Here is a 23,812-nt window from a genome sequence, read left to right as displayed (position 1 = left end):
GCGTCCTGAACGGCTAGCGATGTGGCAGCGTCCTGGATCTCGCCGGATTGGCGGGGCGTTTCTTGTCCTTGAGCCAGAGGATCTTGGCCGATGTCGGCTCCGCTTGCGGGTAACTGCCGACAGAGGCATTGTGGCGCTCCGGGAGGGATTCCAGGTAAGCCTTGATCACTTCGAACTCTGCGTGGCTCAGGCCACGCAACTCCAGCTCGGCTGGCATCTCGTCGCGCAATCGTACCGAGGTCCTTGCCACTTCCAGTGCCAGGCCAAGCCGGTCGATCAGGCGCTCGTAAAGCTCCGGTTTCATTGCGGGTAGCTGCGTCTCTCCCATCCGTTCACCTCAATTGAAGATAAAGAATATCTCCCCCCACATCTGAGCTTAGCGGCGCCATGAAAAGCAGCCGGGTGCTGCGACCAGCGGCCATTCGCAACGAAGGTTTCCCACGATGCGCAGCGCTGCTGTATGCTACGGCGTTCACTCTAAACGACACCGGAGTGCCGGACGCAGCGAGGTTCCGCTGCCTGGAACAAGGTCTCTTCTCTCTCAGCCAAAAGTAGCCATGCACGAACAATACACGCCCCGTGATATCGAAGCCGCCGCCCAGAAGTTCTGGGACGAGCAACAATCGTTCGCTGTTACCGAACAGCCAGGCAAAGACACCTACTATTGCCTATCGATGTTCCCGTACCCGAGCGGCAAGCTACACATGGGCCACGTTCGCAACTACACCATCGGCGACGTGATTGCCCGTTACCAGCGCATGCTGGGCAAGAACGTCCTGCAGCCGATGGGCTGGGACGCATTCGGCATGCCCGCGGAAAACGCGGCGATGAAAAACAACGTCGCCCCGGCCAAGTGGACATACGAAAACATCGACTACATGAAGACCCAGCTCAAGAGCCTGGGTCTGGCCATCGACTGGGCACGTGAAGTCACCACCTGCAAACCCGACTACTACCGTTGGGAGCAGTGGCTGTTCACCCGCCTGTTCGAGAAAGGCATCATCTACCGCAAGAACGGTACCGTGAACTGGGACCCGGCAGACCAGACCGTACTGGCCAACGAGCAGGTCATCGACGGCCGTGGCTGGCGTTCGGGCGCGCTGATCGAAAAGCGCGAAATCCCGATGTACTACTTCCGCATCACCGACTACGCCGACGAGCTGCTGGAAAGCCTCGACGAGCTGCCGGGCTGGCCTGAGCAGGTCAAGACCATGCAGCGCAACTGGATCGGCAAGTCGCGCGGCATGGAAGTACAGTTCCCGTACGACCAGGCCACCATCGGCCACGAAGGCACCCTGAAGGTCTTCACCACCCGTCCCGACACGCTGATGGGCGCCACCTACGTCGCCGTCGCCGCCGAGCACCCGCTGGCCACCCAGGCGGCTCAGGGCAACCCGGCGCTGCAGGCGTTCATCGACGAGTGCAAGAGCGGCAGCGTTGCCGAGGCCGACATGGCCACCCAGGAGAAGAAAGGCATGGCCACTTCCCTGCTGGTAGAGCACCCGCTGACCGGCGAGAAGCTGCCGGTATGGGTCGCCAACTACGTGCTGATGCACTACGGCGATGGCGCCGTGATGGCCGTGCCGGCCCACGACGAGCGCGACTTCGAGTTCGCCCACAAGTACAACCTGCCGATCAAGGCCGTGGTGCGCACCAGCGCGGGCGATGAAGTGGGCAGCGAGTGGCAGGCCGCCTATGGCGAGCACGGCCAGCTGATCAACTCCGCCGAGTTCGACGGCCTGGACTTCGCCGGCGCCTTCGATGCCATCGAAGCCGCTCTGATCCGCAAGGAACTGGGCAAGTCGCGTACCCAGTTCCGCCTGCGTGACTGGGGTATCAGCCGCCAGCGCTACTGGGGCTGCCCGATCCCGATCATCCACTGCCCGTCCTGCGGCGACGTGCCGGTGCCGGAAGACCAGCTGCCGGTCACCCTGCCCGAGAACGTGGTGCCGGATGGCGCCGGCTCGCCGCTGGCGCGCATGCCGGAATTCTATGAGTGCACCTGCCCGAAATGCGGCACTGCGGCCAAGCGCGAAACCGACACCATGGACACCTTCGTCGAGTCGTCCTGGTACTTCGCCCGCTACGCTTCGCCGAACTACGACAAGGGCCTGGTAGACCCGAAAGCCGCCAACCACTGGCTGCCGGTCGACCAGTACATCGGCGGTATCGAGCACGCGATCCTGCACCTGCTGTACGCGCGCTTCTTCCACAAGCTGATGCGTGACGAAGGCCTGGTTACTTCGAACGAGCCGTTCAAGAACCTGCTGACCCAGGGCATGGTCGTCGCCGAAACCTACTACCGCGTGGCCAGCAACGGCGGCAAGGACTGGTTCAACCCGGCCGATGTCGAAATCGAGCGCGATGCCAAGGCCAAGATTATTGGTGCTCGCCTGAAGACCGACGGCCTGCCGGTGGAAATCGGCGGCACCGAGAAGATGTCGAAATCGAAGAACAACGGCGTCGACCCGCAGTCGATGATCGAAGCCTACGGTGCCGACACCTGCCGCCTGTTCATGATGTTCGCCTCGCCGCCCGACATGAGCCTGGAATGGTCCGACTCCGGCGTCGAAGGTGCCAGCCGCTTCCTGCGCCGCGTCTGGCGCCTGGCTCAGGCTCACGTCAGCCAGGGCCTGCCGGGCAAACTGGATGTCACAGCACTGGACGACGCGCAGAAGGTCATCCGCCGCGCCATCCACGCAGCCATCAAGCAGGCCAGCAACGACGTGGGCCAGTTCCACAAGTTCAACACCGCCATCGCCCAGGTGATGACCGTGATGAACGTGCTGGAAAAGGCCCCGCAGGCCAGCGAACAGGACCGCGCCCTGCTGCAGGAAGGCCTTGAAGCCGTCACCCTGTTGCTGGCACCGATCACCCCGCACATTTCCCACGAGCTGTGGCAGCAACTGGGCCACCAGCAGGCCGTGATCGACGCTGGCTGGCCAGCTGTCGACGAAGCAGCCCTGGTGCAGGACACCATCACCCTGGTGGTGCAGGTCAACGGCAAGCTGCGTGGCCAGGTCGAAATGCCGGCTGCTGCCAGCCGCGAAGAAGTCGAAGCCGCTGCCCGCAGCAACGAGAACGTCCTGCGCTTCATCGATGGCCTGACCATCCGCAAGGTCATCGTGGTACCGGGCAAGCTGGTCAACATCGTCGCCAACTGATGGCAGCGCTCGCTCGCAGTCACTGCGGGCGGGCGTAACTGGCCCACAAGGGAGCAACAACATGATCAAACGCAATTTGCTGGTAATCGGCCTGGCGGTCATGCTCAGCGCCTGCGGTTTCCAGCTGCGCGGCACCGGCTCTACCGAGCTGAGCGTGAAGGAAATGGACGTCAGCGCGCGCAACGCCTATGGCCCGACCGTGGTCCAGCTGCGTGAAGTACTGGAGCGTAGCGGCGTCAACGTACATGCTGGCGCACCGTATCGCCTGGTACTGACCAACGAACAGGAGCGCGAGCGCGCGGCCACCTACAACAGTGGTAACCGTACCGCCGAGTACGAGCTGACCACGGTGTTGAACTACAGCATTCAGGGCCTGAACAACCTGGAGCTGATGAGCGACAAGCTGGAAGTGCGCAAAATCTACCTGCGTGACGGCTCGAACATCACCGGTTCCGAGCAGGAAGCCAACCGCGCCCGTGAAGAAATGCGCCGCGATCTGGTCAACGCCATGGTCGTGCGCCTGCAGATGCTGAGCCCGTCCCAACTGGACGAGCTGCAGCGCAAAGCCGACGAACGCGCCCAGGCCGAAGCCGCCGCGCTGGAAGCTGCCCGCCGTCAGCAGGCCGAAACGCCTCAGCAGTCGCCGCTGGAAGTACCGGGCAACTAAGCCCGTGTGGGGCACCTTCGGGTGCCCCCCTGTTTCCCATGAAACTCGCCCCCGCCCAACTCAACAAGCACCTGCAAGGTACCTTGGCACCGGTCTACGTGGTCAGCGGTGACGACCCGTTGCTATGCCAGGAAGCCGCAGACGCCATTCGTAATGCCGCGCGTCAACAAGGTTTCGACGAGCGCCAGGTGTTCAGTGCCGACGCCAACTTCGACTGGGGCACCCTGCTCCAGGCTGGCGCCAGCCTTTCCCTGTTCGCACAACGCCGCCTGCTGGAGCTGCGCCTGCCTTCGGGCAAACCTGGTGACAAAGGCGCCGCGGCGCTGATGGAATACTGCGCCAACCCCGCCGAAGACACCCTGCTGCTGGTCAGCCTGCCCAAGCTCGACGGTAGTGCGCAAAAGACCAAGTGGGGCAAGGCGTTGATCGAAGGCGCGCATTGCCAGTTCATCCAGATCTGGCCGGTGGACGTGCACCAGCTGCCGCAGTGGATCAACCAGCGCCTGCAACAGGCCGGCCTGTCGGCACAGCGTGACGCTATCGACCTGATTGCCGCGCGCGTGGAAGGCAACTTGCTGGCAGCGGCGCAGGAAATCGAAAAGCTCAAGCTGCTGGCCGACGGCAACCAGATCACCGTGGAAACCGTGCAGGCCGCTGTTGCTGATAGCGCCCGCTTCGATGTCTTCGGCCTGGTGGACGCCATTCTCAATGGCGAAGCCGCGCATGCCCTGCGCATGCTCGAAGGATTGCGTGGTGAGGGTGTAGAACCACCGGTCATCCTCTGGGCCCTGGCCCGTGAGCTGCGCCAGCTGGCTGGGCTAGCCCAACAGTTCAGCCAGGGTGTACCGCTGGACAAGGCCTTCAGCCAGGCCCGCCCGCCGATCTGGGACAAACGCCGACCGTTGGTCAGCAAAGCCCTGCAGCGCTTGTCGGCGCAACGCTGGGCGCAGTTGCTGCAGGATGCCCAGCGTATCGACGCGCAGATCAAGGGGCAGGCCGAGGGCTCTCCTTGGACGGGTTTGGCGCGGCTGTCGCTGCTGATGGCTGGCCAGCGTCTGGCGCTACCTCCGGAATAACTGGGGTCGCTGTGGGAGCGGGCATGCCCGCTCCCACAGGACTGCGATCGACCATAAACACAATCAATTGGCCCGCCCCCGCCCCAAGCCCTACAGTGCGTCCCAAAACCACCCACCGGGAACCTGCACTATGAGCAAAAAGCCGAAAAAGCACGGCCCCAACAAGGCCAAGTCCATCATCGCCCAACCGCTGTTCCGCTGCCGCCAGGAACAACCGGCCAAGGGCAAAGGCAGCTACCGCCGCGAAGCCTTCCAATCGAGAGATTGGGAGGCTTCCTACTTTTTGGCTGCATGAAAGCATCGCAAGCGCAGGCATGGTATGGTCGTCACCTGACCTGCAATTCTGGATCTGTGCATGCTCTTCCGTCTTCTCCCCCGTTGGGAAACCCGCCAGCTGATCGCGGCCTCCAGCTTCATCCTGCTTGTGGCCTGCGCGGAAAAACCCACCGCCGCCGACGCACTGCCGCTGGCCCCTGCGCAACCCGCTCCCGTGGTAACCGTGCCCGGCGCGACGCCTGACGTCAGCACTGAAATCCAGCCTCTGCAAACCTTCGCCCAGTGGCAGGCCGGCTTCCGCCAACAGGCCTTGCAAGCCGGGATTTCACCCAGCACCTTCGACCGCGCGTTCCTCGGCGTCACCCCTGACATGGACGTGATCAAGGCCGACCGCAGCCAGCCGGAGTTCACCCGCCCGGTGTGGGAATACCTCGAAGGCGCCCTGTCGCCCCTGCGCGTGCGCAATGGCAAGAAGCTGCTGGAGCAGAATGCCGAGCTGCTGACACGTATCGAACAACGCTATGGCGTGGACCGCCAGGTGCTGGTCGCGGTGTGGGGCATGGAAAGCAACTTCGGTCAATTCCAGGGCAACAAGTCGGTGATCCGCTCACTGGCCACCCTGGCCTACGAAGGCCGCCGCCCACAGTTCGCCCAGGACCAGCTGATCGCTGCGCTGCAAATCATCCAGCATGGTGATATCCAGCCTGAAGCCATGCGCGGCTCGTGGGCCGGCGCCATGGGCCAGACCCAGTTCATCCCGACCACCTACAACACCCATGCCGTGGACTTCGACGGCGATGGCCGCCGCGACATCTGGAACAGCACACCGGATGCCCTGGCTTCGACCGCGCACTACCTGCAGAGCTCGGGCTGGAAACGTGGCCAACCGTGGGGCTTCGAGGTACAGGTGCCGGCTGGTTTCGATTTCTGGCAAGCCGATGGCGTGCTGCGCAAACCGGTGAGCGAATGGCTGGCGATGGGCGTGAAACTGCCTGCAGGCACGCAACTGCCGGCCAACAGCAACCAGTTGTCTGCCGCCCTGCTGCTGCCGGCGGGTGCGCGTGGGCCGGCGTTCCTGGTGCTGGACAACTTCCGCGCCATCCTCAAGTACAACAACTCGTCGTCCTACGCGCTGGCGGTGAGCTTGCTGGGGGATCGCTTCAGCGGCTGGGGCTTCATTGCCGGCAGCTGGCCGAAGGAAGACCTGCCGCTGAGCCGCAGCGAGCGTATGGAATTGCAGAACCTGCTGAACAGCAACGGGCATGAGGCCGGGAATGCTGATGGCATTATCGGCGCCAATACCCGCAAGGCCATTCGCAATGCCCAGCAGGGGCTGGGGTGGCCGGCGGATGGGTATCCGACCCACAAGCTGCTTGAGAGCCTGCGTGGCCAATGAAATTTCTGGGGCTGCTTTGCAGCCCCGGCAATCTCAAGCCTTGAACAGATCCTGCTCCAACACCAGACGCTGCCGATCACTGTCCAGCCTCACCCGCGCCCCCAACGGCAAGCACACATTCGGGTCACAATGCCCACTGCGCCACCCCGCCAGCACCGGTATCCCCAGAGGCGCAAAGGTTTCCTCCAGCAACGGTGCAAGCGCCGCCGTGGTAATCCCGGCAAAATCCCCAACCAGCACGCCCTTAACCCCTTCCAGCTTGCCCGCCAGACGCAACTGGGTCAGCAGCCGGTCCACCCGGTACAACGGCTCGTTGACGTCCTCGATAAACAGAATGCACCCCTGCGTATCCAGTTCGGCCAGCGTCCCCATGGTCGCACCCAGCATCGACAGGTTGCCGCCCAGCAGCGGACCACTGGCCACACCCGCCAATACACTGCTCAAGGGATAGTCCGTCGGGTGCACGATCTGCTCGCCTGCCCGCACATGCCCTGCCAGCTGCGCCAGCAACGACGACTCAGTTGGAGGCAACTTCGCCCCCAAAAGGTCGGCATTGAGCATCCCACCATGGAAGGTAACCAGCCCGCTATGCCGATAGATCGCCGTGTGCAGTGCGGTAATGTCGCTGTAGCCGATCAACGGCTTGGGGTTGCGCCGAATCAGGTCAAAATCCAGCCGGTCGAGCAGGCGCATACTGCCGTAACCACCGCGCATGCACAGGATGGCGTCGATGGCCGGATCGGCAAAGGCATCGTGCAAGTCTTGCAAGCGCTGCTGGTCGGAGCCTGCCAGGTAGCCCTGGGCCTGGTTAACAGCGGGGTACAGGCGGCAGCTGTAGCCACGGTCGGCAAACCACTGGCTGACCTTGTGCGTATCCAGCCGCGCCGCGCCTGCCGGGGCGACAATGGCAAAGCAGGCGTTAGCCGGCAACGCGGCTGGCAGGCTCGGTAGTAAGGTTTCGGCGCAGTTCATTGCGGCTCCTTGCAGCGCTTGGTACACAAACAAAAATGCCGATGCCGCCCTTCGGCGTGCATCGGCATGCGTGCCTCAGACCAGGCTCAGAGCTTGATCTTGGCTTCGTGGGCCTGCTGGTCAGCGTGGTACGAAGAACGCACCAGCGGGCCGGAGGCGACGTTCTTGAAGCCCATCTTGTAACCTTCCTCGGCGAACCAGGCAAAGGTGTCCGGGTGCACGAAACGCTGCACCGGCAGGTGGCTGCGCGACGGCTGCAGGTACTGGCCGAGGGTGAGCATGTCGATGTCATGCTCGCGCATGCGGTGCATCACTTCGATCACTTCCTCGTCGGTCTCGCCCAGGCCGAGCATCAGGCCCGACTTGGTAGGTACATGCGGGACCATCTGCTTGAACTTCTGCAGCAGGTCCAGCGACCAGTCGTAGTCCGAGCCCGGGCGCGCGGCCTTGTACAGGCGCGGTACGGTTTCGAGGTTGTGGTTAAACACATCTGGCGGCTCTTGCGCGGTGATTTCCAGCGCGACGTCCATACGGCCACGGTAGTCCGGCACCAGGGTTTCCAACTGCACGCCCGGCGACAGCGCGCGGATCTCGCGGATGCAGTCGGCAAAGTGCTGGGCACCACCGTCACGCAGGTCGTCGCGGTCCACCGAGGTGATCACCACGTACTTCAGGCGCAGGTCGGCAATGGCGACCGCCAGGTTTTTCGGCTCGTCCAGGTCCAGCGGCTTCGGCCGGCCGTGGCCCACGTCACAGAACGGGCAACGACGGGTGCAGATGTCACCCATGATCATGAAGGTGGCGGTACCACCCGAGAAGCACTCGCCCAGGTTCGGGCAGGAAGCCTCTTCACACACGCTGTGCAGCTTGTGCTTGCGCAGCAGTTGCTTGATGCGGTCTACCTCGGGCGATACCGGAATACGCACGCGAATCCAGTCAGGCTTTTTAGGCAGCTCTTCGGTGGGGATGATCTTCACCGGGATGCGCGCCACCTTTTCGGCGCCACGCAGTTTTACCCCAGCTTCCACCTTCTTCGGCGCTGGGCGCGGGGTGACATCCTGGGTGGGTATCAGGTTCGGCACGGCTTCTTGCACAGTTGTCATATTCAGTCGATTCCGCCCGTGAGGGTCGTCTGCTCAGCGTAGTCGAGGTGCTTGACCAGCTGTCCGCGCAGCCTTGTCCTGACCTCGTCGAGTTCGATCGGACCTGCCAGGTCGCGCAGCTGGGTCATCGCCAGCCCCGCATAGCCGCAGGGGTTGATTCGGCGGAATGGCGCAAGGTCCATGTCCACGTTCAGGGCAAGGCCGTGGAACGAACGGCCGTTGCGAATTCGCAGGCCGAGGGAGGCGATTTTCGCTCCATCGACATAGACGCCCGGGGCGTCGGGCTTGGCAGAAGCCTGCACGTCGTAACTGGCGAGCAGCTCGACCAGCGTCTGCTCGATACGGCTGACCAGCTCGCGCACCCCAAAGCCCAGCCGGCGCACATCCAGCAGTAGGTAGGCCACCAACTGCCCGGGGCCATGGTAGGTCACCTGGCCGCCGCGGTCGGTCTGCACCACCGGGATGTCGCCCGGCACCAGCAGGTGCTCGGCCTTGCCAGCCTGGCCCTGGGTGAAGACCGCAGGATGCTCGACCAGCCAGATTTCATCCTGACTGTCCGGGGTGCGCTGCTCGGTGAAGCGACGCATGGCCTCCAGCACCGGTTCGTAGGGCTGCAGACCAAGCTCGCGAAAACCGAGGCAGGCGGACATCAAAGCACCATTTTCACGATGCCAGTAGCGCGCAGGGCGCTGTTGATATCGTGCAGCTGGTTCTCGCTTTCGGCAACGATGTGCAATTGCACGGTGGTGTACTTGCCTTCCTTGCTCTGGCGCTCGGCCAGGGTGGAAAGGTCGACTTTGGCGTGCTTGCTGAGGATTTCGATCACGGTGTCCTTGAAGCCGACAACGGTATCGCCGATTACCTTGATCGGGTAATCGTCGCAAGGGAATTCGATTTTATGCGACTTGACGTCTGGTTCGCTCATGGCGGAAACGGCCTCGTAAGCCGTGGCAACAACAACGCCCCCGCGAGATACGCGGGGGCATGCAGGTCACGTATCAGTTGAACAACCCGTAGAAGAATAGACGGATGCTATCCCACATACGGCGGAAGAAACCACCTTCCTCGACGCCATCGAGGGCGATCAGGTCGGCACTGTGAACCACTTTCTCGTCCAGTTTGACTTCCACTTTGCCGATCACGTCACCTTTGGCGATGGGTGCGGTGAGCTGCGGGTTCATGGTCATCGAAGCCTGCAGACGCTTCAATTGGCCTTTAGGCATAGTCATGGTCAGGTCGTCGGCCAGGCCAGCCTTGATCTGGCCGGTGGCGCCCTTCCAGACAGGAGCCTGGGTCAGCTCGGTGCCCTTCTGGTAGAAGGTCTGGGTTTCGAAGAAGCGGAAGCCATAGGTCAGCAGCTTCTGGGTTTCGGCAGCACGCGATTGCTCGCTGTTGGTACCGAACACCACGGCGATCAGGCGCTGGCCGTCGCGAACGGCCGAAGCCACCATGCAGTAGCCAGCTTCGTCAGTGTGGCCGGTTTTCAGGCCATCGACGGTCTTGTCACGCCACAACAGCAGGTTGCGGTTCGGCTGCTTGATGTTGTTCCAGAAGAATTCCTTCTGCGAATAGATGGCGTAGTGGGCCGGGTCGACGGTGATGATCGCACGGGCCAGGGTGGCCATGTCGTGCGCCGACGAATAGTGGTCCGGGTGCGGCAGGCCGGTCGGGTTCATGAAGTGGCTGTTGGTCATGCCCAGGTCGGCAGCCGTCTTGTTCATCATGTCGGCGAAGGCATCTTCGCTGCCGGCGATGTGCTCGGCCAGGGCGACCGAAGCGTCGTTGCCGGACTGGATGATGATGCCGTGCAGCAGATCGCTGACGGTCACCTGGCTGCCCACCTTGATGAACATGCGCGAACCGCCAGTACGCCAGGCGTTTTCGCTGACGGTGACCGGGTCGTTTTCACCGATCTGGCCACGGCGGATGTCCAGGGTGGCGATGTAGGCGGTCATCAGCTTGGTCAGGCTGGCCGGCGGCAGGCGCTCGTCACCGTTGTTCTCGACCAGCACGTTGCCGCTGGACGCGTCCATGAGTACGTAGGACTTGGCTGCCAATTGAGGTGGTGCCGGCGTCATCTGCTCAGCCGCGAAGGCGGCAGGCGTGATCATCAGCAGTACAGGCAGGCAAAGTCGTTTGGCAAGGTTGGTGATGTTCATCCGTCTCTCGAAAATCGCTAATGGTCTGAGATGTTCCCTGGGCAAGATCGTGTGCCCAGCGCCAGTCAGTCTAGTTTTGTGGCCGTCGGCCTGGCCCACGAACGTGCGGCTTTATGTCGCTGCGGGCAAAAGCCGTCATTGTACATGGGCGCGCCCGGCAATTCATGACAAAACCGACAGTTTGGTTGCGGCCACGCTGATGGCCGCCCCATATAAACGGTCAGTCTGCTGTGACCAGCTTGGCCTGCCCCAAGTTCGCCAGGCGGATGCTGTCTTGTGCCTGCTGGATCTCGCCCTGGCTGCCGATCGGCCCCAGGCGTACGCGGTGCAGGGTCTGCTGGTTACGCACGATCGAGCTGATGAACACCGGCGCATTGACCATGGTGCTGAGCTTGGAGCGCAGCAGCTCGGCTGCGTCCGGGTTGGCAAAGGCGCCTACCTGCAGGAAGCTGCCGCCGTTGCCCGCCGGCACGTTGTTGCCTCCCACCTGCACCGGCACCACCGGCGCTGCGTGCTGCTGCGGCGGCGGGGTCCATTGCTCGACACGCCCGGTGTTGGCCGGGATCGCCTGGGTCTGGGCTACCTGCGGTTCTTTGAGCACCATCGGCGGCGTCTGGCCACGCTGGGCCCACCACTGCTGCGGGTCGATACCCTCGACGCGCACATGCGCGGTGCCGATCTCGGCGTAACCCAGCTTTTTCGCCGCCGCATAGGACAGGTCGATGATACGGTCGGAATAGAACGGACCACGGTCGTTCACCCGCAGGATCACGCTGCGACCGTTGGCCAGGTTGGTCACCCGCACATAGGCCGGCAGCGGCAGCGTCTTGTGCGCTGCACTCATGCCGTACAGGTCATACAGCTCGCCGTTGGCGGTGTTCTGCCCATGGAACTTGGTGCCATACCACGACGCGGTGCCCTCGGCGCGGTAGTTGCGCGAGTCCTGCATCGGGTAGTAGGTCTTGCCCAGCACCGTGTACGGGTTGGCCTTGTAGTTGCCCGTATGCACGGTCGGCGTGGCATCGGGGATCTTGTTCACATCCACGTCCCACCACGGTGCGCCGTCCTTGTGTGCCCGGTTGATGTCCAGGCCTGGCTGGCTGCGAACGACGTTGCCACTGCTTTGCTGGGCCGGGCGATTGGAGGAGCAACTGGCCAGCACCACGCCAACGGCGAGGCAGGTGAGCAGCTTGAAAGAGTTGGCAGAGATGATTGCGCGCATTACTTGACGCCCCGTACTTGAACCAGCTGTTCCGCAAGCTGATGCACCGCCATGGCATACATCACGCTGCGGTTGTAACGCGTGATCGCGTAGAAGTTCTTCAGGCCCACCCAGTACTCGGGGCCATTGTCACCCTCAAGGCGGAAAGCGGTAACCGGCAGATCATCGCGCAGCGAATCATGAACCGACCAGCCGAGCGCGCGCAACTCCCCGACGGTTTTCACAGGCTCGATGCCTGTGGTCAGGCCTTCGTCGGCGCGTGCGCCATCCACCCAGGCGCGGCTGACCACGCCCCCACCGGCCACCCAGCCATGACGCTTGAAGTAGCTGGCGACGCTGCCGATGGCATCGTCCGGGTTGTTCCAGATGTTGATGTGACCGTCGCCGTCGAAGTCCACCGCAAAGTTACGGAAGCTGCTCGGCATGAACTGCGGCAGGCCCATGGCGCCGGCGTAGGAGCCTTTGAGCGTGAGCGGGTCGAGCTGTTCATCGCGGGCCAGCAACAGGAATTCGCGCAGTTCCTTGCGGAAGAATTCAGCCCGAGGCGGGTAGTCGAAGCCCAGGGTCGACAGGGCATCGATCACCCGGTAGTTGCCGGTGTTGCGGCCAAAGAACGTTTCCACACCGATGATGGCGACGATGTACTGTGCCGGCACGCCGTATTCCTGCTCGGCACGGGCCAATACCGCCTCGTGCTGGCGCCAGAAGTCCACACCACGGGCGATACGCGCGTCGGTGAGGAACATCGGCCGGTAGTCCTTCCACGGTTTGACCCGTTCGGCCGGGCGCGAGATCGCGTCGAGGATCGACTGCTTTCGCTGCACGTCAGCGAACACGCCCATCAGCTGCTCAGGGGCAAAGCCATAGTCGCGGCTCATTTCGCCGACAAACTGGGCCACCTGCGGCGAGCCTTGGTAATCGCCGGCATGGGCCAGCTGTACAGCGCCGAACAGGCCCACCGCGCCGATCCACGGCGCACAACGGGCAGCCCAGTTACGCACTGCTTGCATGAAATTCTTCACCTTATTCAAACCTGTGCGATCCATTTGCGGTGCGTGTGGATCGACATCAGAACGCCAAACGCTGACAGCAGCGTCACCAACGATGTTCCGCCATAGCTGATAAACGGCAGCGGCACGCCCACCACGGGGAGAAGGCCGCTGACCATTCCGATATTGACGAACACGTATACAAAAAAGGTCATGGTCAGGCTGCCCGCGAGCAGCTTGCCGAACAGGGTCTGCGCCTGGGCCGTGATCATCAGGCCACGGCCGATCAGCAACAGATAGACAATCAGCAACAGGCAGATGCCGACCAGGCCGAATTCCTCGCCCAGTACGGCGATGATGAAGTCGGTGTGGCTTTCGGGCAAAAAGTCCAGGTGCGACTGGGTACCGAGCAGCCAGCCCTTGCCGAACACTCCCCCCGAACCGATTGCAGCCTTCGACTGGATGATGTTCCAGCCCGTGCCCAACGGGTCGCTCTCCGGGTCGAGGAAGGTCAGTACCCGCTGCTTCTGGTAGTCGTGCATCACGAAGAACCACATCGCCACCGCCACCGGCACTGCCGCTGCCAGCACGCTGAGGATCCAGCGCCAGCGCAGGCCACCCATGAACAGCACGAAAGCACCGGAGGCAAGGATGAGCAGCGCGGTGCCCAGGTCGGGCTGGCGTACGATCAATATGAACGGCACGCCAATCAGCACAAGGCTGATGGCCACGTGCTTCAAATGCGGTGGCAAGGTGCGTTTGGACAGGTACCAGGCGATGGTCGCCGGCATGATGATTTTCATGAATTCCGAGGGCTGGAAGCGGATCACCCCGGGGATGTTGATCCAGCGCGTGGCCCCCATGGCGTTGTGGCCCATCACGTCCACCACCACCAGCAACAGCACACCGGTCAGGTAGGCCAGCGGCACCCAACGGGCCATGAAGCGTGGCTCGAGCTGGGCGATGACGAACATCGACACCAGCCCGATGCCGAACGAGGTGGCCTGCTTGAGCAGCAAGTCCCAGTTCTTGCCACTGGCCGAATACAGTACGAACAGGCTGCCGGCCGCAAGGGTGAGCAGAATGACCAGCAAGGGGCCGTCGACATGAATGCGCTGCAGAAAGCTGGCGCGCCGACGCATCACATCCTCGCTGGAGAGCATGCGATCGAAATTGTTCATCACAGGGCCGATTCCTGGGTCACGGTGGCAGGCGCGAACTCGGGCTTGAGCCGGCCGTTTTCGTCGAGCAGCCAGGCGTCCATGATCTGGCGTACCACGGGGGCAGCAACACCAGAGCCGGACTCACCGTTCTCGACCATCACCGAGACCACGATCTTCGGGTCATCGGCCGGGGCAAAGGCGACGAACAGGGCGTGGTCGCGGTGGCGCTCCTGAAGTTTGTTGCGGTCGTACTTCTCACCCTGCTTGATCGCCACCACCTGGGCGGTACCGCTCTTGCCGGCAATGCGGTACTGGGCGCCAGCGGCCGCCTTGCGTGCAGTACCACGGGCGTTGTGCATCACCTGCTCCATGCCGTGGGTGACCTTGGCCCAGTCGGACTTGTCACGCAGCACGATGTTGTCCATGGGGTTTTCGTCCACCGGCGGCTGGCCTTCGATGGTCTTGGCCAGGTGCGGGCGGTTCCACACGCCCTTGTTGGCGATCAATGCGGTGGCCTGGGCCAGTTGCAGTGGCGTGGCCTGCATGTAGCCTTGGCCGATGCCGAGAATCAGGGTTTCACCCGGGAACCAGGCCTGGCGGCGCGTGGCACGCTTCCATTCACGCGATGGCATCAACCCGGCGGACTCCTCGAACATGTCGAGGGAAACCCGCTGGCCGATGCCGAACTTGTTCATGTAGCTGGACAACCGATCAATGCCCATCTTGTGCGCAAGGTCATAGAAGTAGGTGTCGTTGGAACGCATGATCGCGGTGTCCAGATCGACCCAGCCATCGCCGGAGCGGTTCCAGTTACGGTATTTGTGGTCATAGTTGGGCAACTGGTAGTAGCCCGGGTCGAACACTCGGCTGCTGGCGTTGACCACGCCACTGTCCAGGCCGGCAATCGCCACGGCCGGCTTGATGGTCGAACCCGGCGGGTACAGGCCACGCAGCACGCGGTTGAACAGCGGCCGGTCTATCGAGTCGCGCAGTTCGGCATAAGCCTTGAAGCTGATGCCCGTCACGAACAGGTTGGGGTCGAAACTTGGCTGGCTGACCATCGCCAGCACCTCGCCAGTACGCGGATCGAGCGCCACCACCGCGCCACGCCGACCGCCCAGCGCGGCTTCGGCGGCTTCCTGCAGCTTGATGTCCAGGCTCAGCACGATGTCCTTGCCAGGTTTCGGGTCGGTGCGTTTGAGCACTCGCAGCACACGGCCACGGGCGTTGGTCTCGACTTCCTCGTAGCCGACCTGGCCGTGCAAGGCGTCTTCGTAGAAGCGCTCGATGCCGGTCTTGCCGATATGGTGGGTGCCGCTGTAGTTCACCGGGTCGAGGGTTTTCAGCTCTTTCTCGTTGATGCGCCCCACATAACCCACCGAATGGGCGAAATGCGCCCCCTGCGGATAATGCCGCACCAGCTGCGCAACCACTTCCACACCTGGCAGGCGGAACTGGTTTACTGCCACCCGGGCGATCTGCTCTTCATTCAGCTCGAACAGGATCGGCACGGGCTCGAAGGGCCTACGGCCCTGACGCATGCGCTTCTCGAACAGCGCCCGGTCATCGGCAGTCAACTCCAGCACTTCGACGATGGTATCCAGCACTTCTTGCCAGTTACCTGCACGTTCGCGGGTCATCGACAGGCTGAAGCTGGGCCGGTTGTCGGCAACGATCACCCCGTTGCGGTCGAAAATCAGCCCACGAGTCGGGGGAATCGGCTGCACGTGCACCCGGTTGTTCTCCGACAGCGTCGAGTGGTAGTCGTACTGGATGATCTGCAGGTAATACAGCCGTGCGATAAGCACACAAATAAGCAGCATGATCGCCACCGCGCCGACCACGACGCGGTTGCGCACCAAGCGGGCGTCTTTCTCGTGGTCCTTGAGACGGATCGGCTGCGACATCGGACTGCTTACAGGCTCATTTGTGGTAAGGGTGCCCGGACAACACGGTCCAGGCGCGGTAGATCTGCTCGCCGATGAGTATCCTTACCAACGGGTGCGGCAGGGTCAGCGGCGACAGCGACCAGCGTTGCTCGGCGCGCGCACAGACCTCAGGCGCAAGGCCTTCCGGGCCCCCCACCATCAAATTCACCGTGCGCGCATCCAGGCGCCAGCGATCCAGCTCGGTCGCCAACTGCTCGGTACTCCAGGGCTTGCCATGGACCTCGAGGGTGACAATGCGTTCCCCAGGCTGCACCTTGCTCAGCATGGCTTCGCCCTCCTGACGGATCAGGCGGGCGACGTCGGCATTCTTGCCACGGGTATTCAGCGGGATTTCCACCAGCTCCAGCGACAGCTCGGCAGGCAGGCGCTTGGCATATTCATGCCAGCCTTCCTCGACCCACTTCGGCATGCGCGAGCCGACCGCAATCAGGCGCAAACGCACAGCGCTGCCCTTATTCGCGGTCTTTGAGCTTGTCGGAGTACTCGTGAGCGTGGTCCGGGCTGTGGTGCTTGCCATCGGCAGCACGGCTTTGCTCGGCACCCTGCCACAGGCGCTCCAGGTCATAGAACTGGCGGGCAGCGGCAGTCATCATGTGCACGATGACGTCGTTCAGGTCCAGCAGCACCCAGTCGCTGTCGCCCTTGCCTTCTTCACCCAGTGGTTGGGCGCCCTTGGCCTTCACGGCTTCGCGGACCTTTTCCAGCATCGCGTTGATCTGGCGGTTGGAGGTACCGGTGGCAATGATCATGTAGTCGGTCAGGCTGTGCTTTTCGCGCACGTCGATGACCTGGATGTCCTGGGCCTTGACGTCTTCCAGCGCTGCCTTGGTCAGGGCGACCAGTTCTTCGCCGTAAATTTTCTGCTTGGTCATATAAAACTCGTTCAACTCGTTAGATGAGGCGCCAGAGGCACCGTCAGTTGGGCGCACGATACAGTTCGTGCGCCTCGATGTAGGCCAGTACGGCGTCCGGCACCAGGAACCTCACCGATTTGCCGCTGGCCAGCAGCTGTCGGATCTGTGTAGCCGACACCGCAAGCGGCGTCTGCCAGACGAACGAAATATTTCCCGCCGGGCCGGACATGGCGGCAGGATCGCTCTCCGAGCGCGCAGCCAGCAGGTTGCGCAGCTCGTCAGGGGGTTCTACGTCGGCATCCGGGCGTTGCAGCACCAGGATGTGACAGTGTTGCAGCAGTTCTTCCCAGCGGTGCCAGGTAGGGAGGCCACAGAAGGCATCCCAGCCCAGCACCAGGAACAGCTGGTCGTTGTCGGCCAGTTCGGCGCGGATCGACTCCAGCGTTTCGATGGTGTACGACGGTTTGTCACGTTCCAGCTCGCGGGCATCGACGCTCAGGCAGGCAACGCCTTGCACCGCTTCACGAACCATCGCCAGGCGATCCTCGGCGGCCACCTGCGGGGTGTCGCGGTGCGGCGGCCGGGCGTTGGGCAGCAGGCGCAACTCGTCCAGCCCCATGAACTCGGCCACTTCCAGCGCGCTGCGCAGGTGGCCGATGTGCACGGGGTCGAAGGTGCCGCCTAGAATGCCGATGCGCCGGACTGCCTGGGCCTTGCTCAACTCAGCACGACCCCTGGCCGCGCAGCTGGCCATCGCCGATGACCACGTACTTCTCGCAGGTCAGGCCTTCCAGGCCGACCGGGCCACGGGCATGCAGCTTGTCGGTGGAAATGCCGATTTCCGCACCCAGGCCGTACTCGAAGCCGTCAGCAAAGCACGTCGGGGTGTTGAGCATGACCGACGCCGAGTCGACTTCAGCCATGAACTGGCGGGCTTCGCCCTGGTGTTCACTGATGATCGAGTCGGTGTGGTGCGAGCCATAGTGGTTGATGTGCTCGATGGCCTGGTCCAGGCCGTCCACCACGCGGATCGACAGGATCGCGTCCAGGTACTCGGTGTGCCAGTCGTCTTCGCTGGCCGGCTTGGCCTCGATCAGCGCGCGGGTACGCTCGCAGCCACGCAGCTCCACACCCTTCTCCCGGAAGCGGCGGGCCATTTCCGGCAGGAAGCGCTCGGCCACCTGCTGGTCGACCAGCAGGGTTTCCATGGCGCCACAGATGCCATAGCGGTAGGTCTTGGCGTTGAAGGCCACGTTCCAGGCCTTGTCCAGGTCGGCATGCTGGCTGACGTAGACGTGGCAGATGCCGTCCAGGTGCTTGATGACCGGCACCCGGGCATCGCGGCTGATGCGTTCGATCAGGCCACGGCCGCCGCGCGGCACGATGACGTCGACGAACTGCGGCATGCTGATCAGCGCGCCCACGGCTTCGCGGTCAGTGGTCTCGACAACCTGAACCACGGCTGCCGGCAGGCCGGCTTCAGCCAGGCCACGCTGGATGCAGGTGGCGATGGCGCGGTTGGAATGGATGGCTTCGGAGCCGCCGCGCAGGATGGTCGCGTTACCCGACTTCAGGCACAGGCTGGCGGCATCGATGGTCACGTTCGGGCGCGATTCGTAGATGATTCCGATCACCCCCAGCGGTGTGCGCATCTTGCCGACCTGAATGCCCGATGGGCGGTAGCTCATGTCGCGAATCGCACCGACCGGGTCCGGCAGGCTGGCCACCTGGCGCAGGCCGGTGATCATGCCGTCGATGCGTGCCGGGGTTAGCGCCAGGCGGTCGAGCAGCGCCGGCTCCAGGCCATTGGCGCGGCCGGCGGCCAGGTCCAGTTCGTTGGCGGCAGTCAGCTCGGCACGGGCAGCATCCAGCGCATCGGCGGCGGCTTGCAGGGCGCGGTTCTTCTGCGCGGTGCTGGCACGGCCGATCACCCGGGAAGCCTCACGGGCAGCGCGACCCAGGCGGGTCATATAGTCAAGAACGGACTCAGTCATGGGTTCGGTGTCTTGGCGAAGGGGAAATCGGCTGATTATAACTGCCGCGCAGGTGTACGCCCAGCGGCGGGTGGCGGATGGTAGAAAATGGTAGTTCGTCTCACGATTATCTGCGCCTGTGAAATCGAGCGCCGCCCGCGCGGCGCATCGCGAGCTGCGCTCGCTCCTACGCTTGTTTCGGGCCAATCAATCCTGTGGGATTTGCGCGCGAACTCCTTGGCGCAAGGCTCGATATCGTGTCGTACGAACAGGGCGGTCGCGCGCGTTGGCGCAGGTGTTACTGGCCCGAAACAAACGTAGGAGCGAGCGCAGCTCGCGATGCGCCGCGCGGGCGGCGCTCAATTTCAACGACAACGAATACACCACGGCGAGCACACCGAAGCCCCACAAGCGAAACATACAGATACCATTCAATCGCGCCCCTGGTTCAGCCTCGATTAAGCCAATCATTGCTATCATCCCGCCTCCCCAGCCACGAACCGCCCGCATGCCAGCCCTGCCCGACAGCTTTTTCGACCGCGATGCCCAGACCCTGGCCAAAGCCCTGCTCGGCAAGGTTATCCGCCATCGCCACGGCGACCTGTGGCTTGCCGCGCGCATCATCGAGACCGAGGCTTACTACCTCGCCGACAAAGGCAGCCACGCCTCGCTCGGCTACACCGAAAAGCGCAAAGCGCTGTTCCTGGATGGTGGTCACATCTACATGTACTACGCCCGCGGCGGCGACTCGCTGAACTTCAGCGCCCACGGGCCGGGCAACGCGGTGCTGATCAAGTCCGCCTATCCTTGGCAGGATGCCCTTTCAGGCCCCAACAGCCTGGCGCAGATGCAACTGAACAACCCCGATGCCAGTGGCAAGCTGCGCCCGGATGAGCGCCTGTGCGCGGGCCAGACCCTGCTATGCCGGGCCCTGGGCCTGAAAGTGCCGCACTGGGATGCCCAGCGCTTCGACGCCGAGCGACTGTACGTGGACGATTGCGGCAACGCCGTACCACGGGTTATCCAGGCCGCGCGCCTGGGCATCCCGCACGGACGTGACGAACACCTGCCCTACCGTTTCGTCGATGCCGAATACGCCCGCTTCTGCACGCGGAACCCGTTACGTCGCGGCCAAGTCGAAGGCCGTGACTTCTTCATTCTCGAACAAGGAAGCTGAACATGGGCCAATGGCTCGACAGCCTGACCGGCTGGCTCAGCGCCAACCCACAGTGGCTTGGCCTGGCGATTTTCCTGGTGGCCTGCATCGAATGCCTGGCGATCGCCGGCATCATCGTGCCGGGCACCGTGCTGCTGTTCGCCGTCGCGGTACTGGCCGGCAGTGGCGCCTTCAGCCTGGGTGAAACCTTGCTGCTGGGCTTCCTTGGCGGCCTTTTGGGTGATGTGCTGTCGTATACGGTGGGCAAGCACTTCCACCAGAACATCCGCCGCCTACCCTTACTGCGCCATCACCCGGAATGGATTGGCAGCGCCGAGACCTACTTCCAGCGTTATGGCATTGCCAGCCTGCTGGTAGGCCGCTTCATCGGCCCTCTGCGGCCGATGCTGCCGATGGTGGCCGGCATGTTCGACATGCCTCTGCCGCGCTTCATCGCCGTCAGCCTGGTGGCCGGCGCTGGCTGGTCGGTCGCCTATCTGCTGCCCGGCTGGGCCACTGGCGCAGCCATGCGCCTGCCGCTGCCGGAAGGCTTCTGGCTGGATGCGGGCATCATCGCCGGCACCCTGGCCGTGGTGATTGGCCTTAGCCTTAACTGCAGCCTGCGTGACCAGCGTCACGGCACCCGGCTGGTTGCAGGCCTCAGTTTCATCGCCCTGGCCGGGATATTTATCGGTTGGCCTTACCTGCATGAGTTCGATCAAGGCGTGATGACACTGGTCCAGGAACACCGCAGCCAGGCCATCGATGGCACCGTGGTCCTTGTGACGAGGCTGGGCGACTTCCGTACTCAGTTCTTCCTTGGCGGGCTGCTGACAGGCCTGTTGCTGCTTGCCCGGCAGTGGCGACACGCCATGTTCGCTGTCGGCGCCCTGATGGGCACGGCGATTGCCAACGGCACACTCAAATGGCTGTTCGCCCGGGCACGGCCGGAAGTGCTGACCGACCCGCTGACCAGCTACAGCATGCCCAGCGGGCACAGTTCGGCGTCGTTTGCGTTCTTTCTGGTGATGGCCGTGCTGGCGGGGCGTGGGCAGCCACCGCGGATGCGCCTGACCTGGGTGATGCTGGGTTGCATTCCGGCCCTGGCGATTGCCCTGTCGCGGGTTTACCTGGGGGCTCACTGGCCGACAGACATTCTGGCCGGAGCACTGCTGGCGTGCTGCGTGTGTGCGCTTAGCCTGACCCTGGTGCAACGGCGCCAGACACTGCCAGCCTTGCCGCAGCGGGCGTGGTGGCTGGTGTTACCGGCCTGCGTGGCGCTGCTGGCGTTCTTTGCCATGCATGCGCTGCCGCAGGCTTTACTTCGATACCAATATTGATGTAGCCAGTACCCTCAGGCAAACAGTTCGCCCTGAATCCGCTCCAGCAGCTTCTGGATCTCCCCCAGCCGCTGCTGCGGTGAATCCAGGGTCAACAAGTCCAGCTTGTCCTCTTCCATGAACGGCAGCAGGTACGCCAGCTGATTGGACAGCGCCTGACGCCCATCCACTGGCCTCGGCATGTCCAGCGCTTCGACCATCGGGTGCTCACCCAGCGCCACCAGCAGCGCCAACAGGTCATCGTCGGCTTCAAGCAACGGGCTGTCCGCCTGTTCCGGCAACCACTGTACCTGCCCTACCAGCAACTGGTCTTTCTGCACTTCGGTGCTGTCGAGGTTAAAGCGCCGAACGCCTTCAACACGGATACCCAGCAACCCGTTGTCCTGCTGCACGAAGTCGCGGATGACCGCCTCACAGCCAATCGAGGCGACCATCGGCGGCGCTTTGCCAACCTGCTCGCCCTCAAGGATGCACACCACACCAAAACCTTCGCCCTGCTTCATGCAGCGGCTTATCATGTCCAGGTAGCGCGCCTCGAAAATCTGCAAATCGAGAAAGCAGCCAGGAAACAGCACGGTATTGAGCGGAAACAGCGGTAGCGTCATCACAAGTCCTCAAGCCACCAGGCTGACCGCCAGCGGCAGGAACACCGCCGTGGCCACGCCCATCAGGCTCATCGCCAGCGCGGCAAAGGCGCCGCATTCATCACTTTCCTGCAGGGCCACCGAAGTGCCCACCGCGTGCGCGGTCACCCCAAGCGACATGCCTCGCGCCTCAGGGCTGTGTACCCCGAAGCGGTTCAGCAGTGCCGGGCCGAAGATGGCCCCGATCACCCCGGTAATCAATACGAACACCGCAGCCAAGGCCGCCACGCCACCAATCTGTTCGGCCACCAGCATGGCGATCGGCGAGGTCACGGACTTCGGCGCCATGGTCATCAGGATCATGTGTTCGGCACCGAACCACCAGCCCAGCAACAGGCAGAACAGGGTGGCGAACAGCCCCCCGACTACCAGCGTAGTAAATGTGGGCCAGAACAGCTGGCGGATACGCCGCAGGTTGAGATAGAGCGGCACAGCCAGGGCGACAGTGGCAGGCCCCAGCAGGATGTTCATGATTTCGGTGCTTTTGCGGTACTCGCTGTAGTCGATACCGCACAGCAGCAATACACCGATTACCAGCAACATCGACACCAGCACCGGCTGCAGAAAGATCCAGCGGGTCTTTTCGTAGGCCGCCAGCACAACCTGGTAGGCCCCGAGCGTAATGCCGATACCGAACAACGGGTGATGGACGACTGCGTCAAGCGCGCCTTGCCAGTCGAGCATCATGGCTGCTCCTCACGCTTGCCCTGGCGCTGGATGAGCTTTTGCATCAGCACCCCGACAAACACCAGCGTCACCAGACAGGAAATCAGCAAGGCACCGACAATGGCCCAGAAATCAGCGGCAATGTCCTTGGCATACACCATCACCCCTACCGCCGGCGGCACCAGCAACAGCGGCAGGTAGCGCAACAGGCTACTGGCGGCCTCGTTCAACGGCTTGCCCACTTCACCGCGAGCCATGAGAAAGAACAACAGCAGCAACAGGCCAATAATCGGCCCCGGCAAAACCGGCACCAACAGGTGATTGATCGCCGTTCCCAGCAGCTGGAACAGCACCAGCCAGCTCAAACCACGCAACAGCATAAGCATCTCCCTCGGGCATGGTGGCCATTATAAGCACGCCCGGCTATAGACCGATATTCGCCGAAAAGCGGGCAACTTGACTGAAACGGTTCGCCGTGCTGATCTTGCACTTTCGTACCAACTGACAACCCGGAGAGTCCGCGATGCCCTATGTACCGGTTACAGAGCTTTCGCAGTACGTTGGTAAGGAACTGGGCCGCTCTGCCTGGCTCAAGATCGACCAGCAGCGCATCAACCTGTTCGCCGAGGCAACCGGCGATTTTCAGTTCATTCATGTCGACCCTGAGAAGGCGGCAAAAACACCGTTTGGCGGCACGATTGCCCACGGTTTCCTGACATTGTCGCTGATTCCCAAGCTGATCGAGGACATCCTGGTCCTGCCGCAAGGGCTTAAGATGGTGGTGAACTATGGGCTGGACAGCGTCAGGTTCATTCAGCCGGTCAAGGTCGACAGCCAGGTGCGGTTGAAAGTGGACCTGGCCGAGGTGACAGAGAAAAAGCCGGGGCAGTGGTTGCTGAAGGCGATTGCCACCTTGGAAATTGAGGGTGAAGAGAAGCCTGCTTATATAGCTGAATCGCTTTCCCTGTGTTTTGTCTGATGCATTCCGGGGGCGCCGCGTGCGCCCCGATCCACAAATCCCCCGCACTCGCGTAAACTGCCAG

25 protein-coding genes are annotated in these 23,812 nt (G+C 62.9%); 8 read left to right on the top strand and 17 right to left on the bottom strand.

The genetic code is table 11. The features are described 5' to 3' along the window. Positions 1 to 13 precede the first annotated feature (13 nt). Entirely contained in the window at positions 14 to 328 is a 315-nt protein-coding gene (locus tag PM2_RS12870; RefSeq protein WP_016712175.1) for a hypothetical protein, read from the bottom strand. 229 nt (positions 329 to 557) lie between these two features. On the opposite strand from PM2_RS12870, the gene leuS reads away from it, so the two are divergent. From leuS to PM2_RS12845, 5 genes are all read left to right on the top strand, one after another. Beyond that, complete coding sequence (gene leuS / locus PM2_RS12865; protein ID WP_016712176.1) at positions 558 to 3,164, top strand: leucine--tRNA ligase; 2,607 nt, start codon at positions 558 to 560, stop codon at positions 3,162 to 3,164. Between the two features lie 61 nt (positions 3,165 to 3,225). Next, positions 3,226 to 3,831 (top strand): LPS-assembly lipoprotein LptE, encoded by a 606-nt coding sequence (locus PM2_RS12860; RefSeq protein WP_016712177.1) that lies wholly within the window; start codon positions 3,226 to 3,228, stop codon positions 3,829 to 3,831. A 38-nt stretch (positions 3,832 to 3,869) separates the two neighbouring features. Next, a complete protein-coding gene (holA, locus tag PM2_RS12855) occupies positions 3,870 to 4,907 on the top strand; it encodes a DNA polymerase III subunit delta (RefSeq protein ID WP_028698512.1) in 1,038 nt (345 codons plus the stop codon). Positions 4,908 to 5,037: 130 nt separating this feature from the next. Continuing rightward, a complete protein-coding gene (gene arfA / locus PM2_RS12850; RefSeq protein WP_016712179.1) occupies positions 5,038 to 5,202 on the top strand; it encodes an alternative ribosome rescue factor ArfA in 165 nt (54 codons plus the stop codon). 60 nt (positions 5,203 to 5,262) lie between these two features. After that, positions 5,263 to 6,579, top strand: coding sequence for a lytic murein transglycosylase (locus tag PM2_RS12845; protein ID WP_028698511.1), 1,317 nt, complete (start codon positions 5,263 to 5,265; stop codon positions 6,577 to 6,579). A 33-nt stretch (positions 6,580 to 6,612) separates the two neighbouring features. Here the strand turns inward: PM2_RS12845 and PM2_RS12840 are convergent, their stop codons facing one another. The 13 genes from PM2_RS12840 to PM2_RS12780 form a co-directional block, all read right to left on the bottom strand. After that, a complete protein-coding gene (locus PM2_RS12840; protein WP_016712181.1) occupies positions 6,613 to 7,551 on the bottom strand; it encodes a S66 peptidase family protein in 939 nt (312 codons plus the stop codon). An 86-nt stretch (positions 7,552 to 7,637) separates the two neighbouring features. Further along, positions 7,638 to 8,654 (bottom strand): lipoyl synthase, encoded by a 1,017-nt coding sequence (lipA, locus tag PM2_RS12835; protein ID WP_016712182.1) that lies wholly within the window; start codon positions 8,652 to 8,654, stop codon positions 7,638 to 7,640. Positions 8,655 to 8,656: 2 nt separating this feature from the next. Further along, positions 8,657 to 9,304 carry a lipoyl(octanoyl) transferase LipB gene (lipB, locus tag PM2_RS12830; RefSeq protein ID WP_016712183.1) on the bottom strand — a complete coding sequence of 216 codons (648 nt, stop codon included), beginning with the start codon at positions 9,302 to 9,304 and terminating at the stop codon, positions 8,657 to 8,659. Continuing rightward, positions 9,304 to 9,579 carry a DUF493 domain-containing protein gene (locus PM2_RS12825; RefSeq protein WP_003249736.1) on the bottom strand — a complete coding sequence of 92 codons (276 nt, stop codon included), beginning with the start codon at positions 9,577 to 9,579 and terminating at the stop codon, positions 9,304 to 9,306. Before PM2_RS12825 ends, lipB begins: the two co-directional genes overlap by 1 nt. A 73-nt stretch (positions 9,580 to 9,652) precedes the next feature. After that, on the bottom strand, positions 9,653 to 10,813 hold the full coding sequence (locus tag PM2_RS12820; protein WP_016712184.1) for a D-alanyl-D-alanine carboxypeptidase family protein: 1,161 nt from the start codon (positions 10,811 to 10,813) through the stop codon (positions 9,653 to 9,655). A 220-nt stretch (positions 10,814 to 11,033) separates the two neighbouring features. Continuing rightward, positions 11,034 to 12,035, bottom strand: coding sequence for a septal ring lytic transglycosylase RlpA family protein (locus PM2_RS12815; protein ID WP_016712185.1), 1,002 nt, complete (start codon positions 12,033 to 12,035; stop codon positions 11,034 to 11,036). Further along, the gene (mltB, locus tag PM2_RS12810) at positions 12,035 to 13,045 is read right to left on the bottom strand and encodes a lytic murein transglycosylase B (protein WP_028698510.1); all 1,011 of its coding nucleotides are present in this window, start codon (positions 13,043 to 13,045) and stop codon (positions 12,035 to 12,037) included. Before mltB ends, PM2_RS12815 begins: the two co-directional genes overlap by 1 nt. A gap of 17 nt (positions 13,046 to 13,062) precedes the next feature. Continuing rightward, positions 13,063 to 14,166: a rod shape-determining protein RodA gene (gene rodA / locus PM2_RS12805; RefSeq protein WP_042131952.1), complete on the bottom strand. Its 1,104-nt coding sequence runs from the start codon at positions 14,164 to 14,166 to the stop codon at positions 13,063 to 13,065. Between the two features lie 38 nt (positions 14,167 to 14,204). Next, complete coding sequence (gene mrdA / locus PM2_RS12800; RefSeq protein ID WP_016712188.1) at positions 14,205 to 16,094, bottom strand: penicillin-binding protein 2; 1,890 nt, start codon at positions 16,092 to 16,094, stop codon at positions 14,205 to 14,207. A 16-nt stretch (positions 16,095 to 16,110) separates the two neighbouring features. Continuing rightward, positions 16,111 to 16,578 carry a 23S rRNA (pseudouridine(1915)-N(3))-methyltransferase RlmH gene (gene rlmH / locus PM2_RS12795; RefSeq protein ID WP_003249722.1) on the bottom strand — a complete coding sequence of 156 codons (468 nt, stop codon included), beginning with the start codon at positions 16,576 to 16,578 and terminating at the stop codon, positions 16,111 to 16,113. Positions 16,579 to 16,588: 10 nt separating this feature from the next. Beyond that, entirely contained in the window at positions 16,589 to 17,008 is a 420-nt protein-coding gene (gene rsfS / locus PM2_RS12790; protein WP_016712189.1) for a ribosome silencing factor, read from the bottom strand. 43 nt (positions 17,009 to 17,051) lie between these two features. Further along, a complete protein-coding gene (gene nadD, locus PM2_RS12785; protein WP_019098025.1) occupies positions 17,052 to 17,744 on the bottom strand; it encodes a nicotinate-nucleotide adenylyltransferase in 693 nt (230 codons plus the stop codon). Continuing rightward, entirely contained in the window at positions 17,713 to 18,984 is a 1,272-nt protein-coding gene (locus PM2_RS12780; protein ID WP_016712191.1) for a glutamate-5-semialdehyde dehydrogenase, read from the bottom strand. Before PM2_RS12780 ends, nadD begins: the two co-directional genes overlap by 32 nt. A gap of 487 nt (positions 18,985 to 19,471) precedes the next feature. Between PM2_RS12780 and PM2_RS12775 the strand changes: the two genes are divergently transcribed. Both PM2_RS12775 and PM2_RS12770 read left to right on the top strand, forming a co-directional pair. Beyond that, the gene (locus PM2_RS12775) at positions 19,472 to 20,140 is read left to right on the top strand and encodes a DNA-3-methyladenine glycosylase (protein WP_016712192.1); all 669 of its coding nucleotides are present in this window, start codon (positions 19,472 to 19,474) and stop codon (positions 20,138 to 20,140) included. Between the two features lie 2 nt (positions 20,141 to 20,142). Then, positions 20,143 to 21,459, top strand: coding sequence for a bifunctional DedA family/phosphatase PAP2 family protein (locus PM2_RS12770; RefSeq protein ID WP_016712193.1), 1,317 nt, complete (start codon positions 20,143 to 20,145; stop codon positions 21,457 to 21,459). A gap of 14 nt (positions 21,460 to 21,473) precedes the next feature. On the opposite strand, the gene PM2_RS12765 is transcribed toward PM2_RS12770, so the two are convergent. From PM2_RS12765 to PM2_RS12755, 3 genes are read right to left on the bottom strand one after another with little or no spacing between them, the layout of a single operon-like run. Next, a complete protein-coding gene (locus PM2_RS12765) occupies positions 21,474 to 22,064 on the bottom strand; it encodes an LON peptidase substrate-binding domain-containing protein (protein WP_016712194.1) in 591 nt (196 codons plus the stop codon). A 9-nt stretch (positions 22,065 to 22,073) separates the two neighbouring features. Beyond that, positions 22,074 to 22,790: an LrgB family protein gene (locus PM2_RS12760; RefSeq protein WP_016712195.1), complete on the bottom strand. Its 717-nt coding sequence runs from the start codon at positions 22,788 to 22,790 to the stop codon at positions 22,074 to 22,076. After that, on the bottom strand, positions 22,787 to 23,149 hold the full coding sequence (locus PM2_RS12755) for a CidA/LrgA family protein (RefSeq protein WP_016712196.1): 363 nt from the start codon (positions 23,147 to 23,149) through the stop codon (positions 22,787 to 22,789). The genes PM2_RS12760 and PM2_RS12755 overlap by 4 nt, the downstream gene beginning before the upstream one ends. 143 nt (positions 23,150 to 23,292) lie before the next feature. Between PM2_RS12755 and PM2_RS12750 the strand changes: the two genes are divergently transcribed. Then, the gene (locus tag PM2_RS12750) at positions 23,293 to 23,748 is read left to right on the top strand and encodes a MaoC family dehydratase (RefSeq protein ID WP_016712197.1); all 456 of its coding nucleotides are present in this window, start codon (positions 23,293 to 23,295) and stop codon (positions 23,746 to 23,748) included. Positions 23,749 to 23,812 lie beyond the last annotated feature (64 nt).

Origin of the sequence: Pseudomonas monteilii NBRC 103158 = DSM 14164 (assembly GCF_000730605.1) — a bacterium.
Taxonomy (GTDB): Bacteria; Pseudomonadota; Gammaproteobacteria; order Pseudomonadales; family Pseudomonadaceae; genus Aquipseudomonas; species Aquipseudomonas monteilii.
The sequence above is the reverse complement of the archived record's forward strand: the minus strand, read 5'-3'. Positions and strand labels throughout refer to the sequence as shown.

Coding starts and splice junctions, on each gene's coding strand:
- nadD (WP_019098025.1), bottom strand. CDS start 17,744: ATGGCCAGCTGCGCGGCCAGGGGTCGTGCTGAGTTGAGCAAGGCCCAG.
- PM2_RS12760 (WP_016712195.1), bottom strand. CDS start 22,790: ATGATGCTCGACTGGCAAGGCGCGCTTGACGCAGTCGTCCATCACCCG.
- PM2_RS12765 (WP_016712194.1), bottom strand. CDS start 22,064: ATGACGCTACCGCTGTTTCCGCTCAATACCGTGCTGTTTCCTGGCTGC.
- PM2_RS12780 (WP_016712191.1), bottom strand. CDS start 18,984: ATGACTGAGTCCGTTCTTGACTATATGACCCGCCTGGGTCGCGCTGCC.
- lipB (WP_016712183.1), bottom strand. CDS start 9,304: ATGTCCGCCTGCCTCGGTTTTCGCGAGCTTGGTCTGCAGCCCTACGAA.
- PM2_RS12770 (WP_016712193.1), top strand. CDS start 20,143: ATGGGCCAATGGCTCGACAGCCTGACCGGCTGGCTCAGCGCCAACCCA.
- PM2_RS12845 (WP_028698511.1), top strand. CDS start 5,263: ATGCTCTTCCGTCTTCTCCCCCGTTGGGAAACCCGCCAGCTGATCGCG.
- PM2_RS12775 (WP_016712192.1), top strand. CDS start 19,472: ATGCCAGCCCTGCCCGACAGCTTTTTCGACCGCGATGCCCAGACCCTG.
- PM2_RS12840 (WP_016712181.1), bottom strand. CDS start 7,551: ATGAACTGCGCCGAAACCTTACTACCGAGCCTGCCAGCCGCGTTGCCG.
- PM2_RS12870 (WP_016712175.1), bottom strand. CDS start 328: ATGGGAGAGACGCAGCTACCCGCAATGAAACCGGAGCTTTACGAGCGC.
- PM2_RS12755 (WP_016712196.1), bottom strand. CDS start 23,149: ATGCTGTTGCGTGGTTTGAGCTGGCTGGTGCTGTTCCAGCTGCTGGGA.
- arfA (WP_016712179.1), top strand. CDS start 5,038: ATGAGCAAAAAGCCGAAAAAGCACGGCCCCAACAAGGCCAAGTCCATC.
- lipA (WP_016712182.1), bottom strand. CDS start 8,654: ATGACAACTGTGCAAGAAGCCGTGCCGAACCTGATACCCACCCAGGAT.
- PM2_RS12860 (WP_016712177.1), top strand. CDS start 3,226: ATGATCAAACGCAATTTGCTGGTAATCGGCCTGGCGGTCATGCTCAGC.
- PM2_RS12750 (WP_016712197.1), top strand. CDS start 23,293: ATGCCCTATGTACCGGTTACAGAGCTTTCGCAGTACGTTGGTAAGGAA.
- rsfS (WP_016712189.1), bottom strand. CDS start 17,008: ATGACCAAGCAGAAAATTTACGGCGAAGAACTGGTCGCCCTGACCAAG.
- holA (WP_028698512.1), top strand. CDS start 3,870: ATGAAACTCGCCCCCGCCCAACTCAACAAGCACCTGCAAGGTACCTTG.
- PM2_RS12815 (WP_016712185.1), bottom strand. CDS start 12,035: ATGCGCGCAATCATCTCTGCCAACTCTTTCAAGCTGCTCACCTGCCTC.
- rodA (WP_042131952.1), bottom strand. CDS start 14,166: ATGCGTCGGCGCGCCAGCTTTCTGCAGCGCATTCATGTCGACGGCCCC.
- PM2_RS12825 (WP_003249736.1), bottom strand. CDS start 9,579: ATGAGCGAACCAGACGTCAAGTCGCATAAAATCGAATTCCCTTGCGAC.
- mltB (WP_028698510.1), bottom strand. CDS start 13,045: ATGCAAGCAGTGCGTAACTGGGCTGCCCGTTGTGCGCCGTGGATCGGC.
- PM2_RS12820 (WP_016712184.1), bottom strand. CDS start 10,813: ATGAACATCACCAACCTTGCCAAACGACTTTGCCTGCCTGTACTGCTG.
- leuS (WP_016712176.1), top strand. CDS start 558: ATGCACGAACAATACACGCCCCGTGATATCGAAGCCGCCGCCCAGAAG.
- mrdA (WP_016712188.1), bottom strand. CDS start 16,094: ATGTCGCAGCCGATCCGTCTCAAGGACCACGAGAAAGACGCCCGCTTG.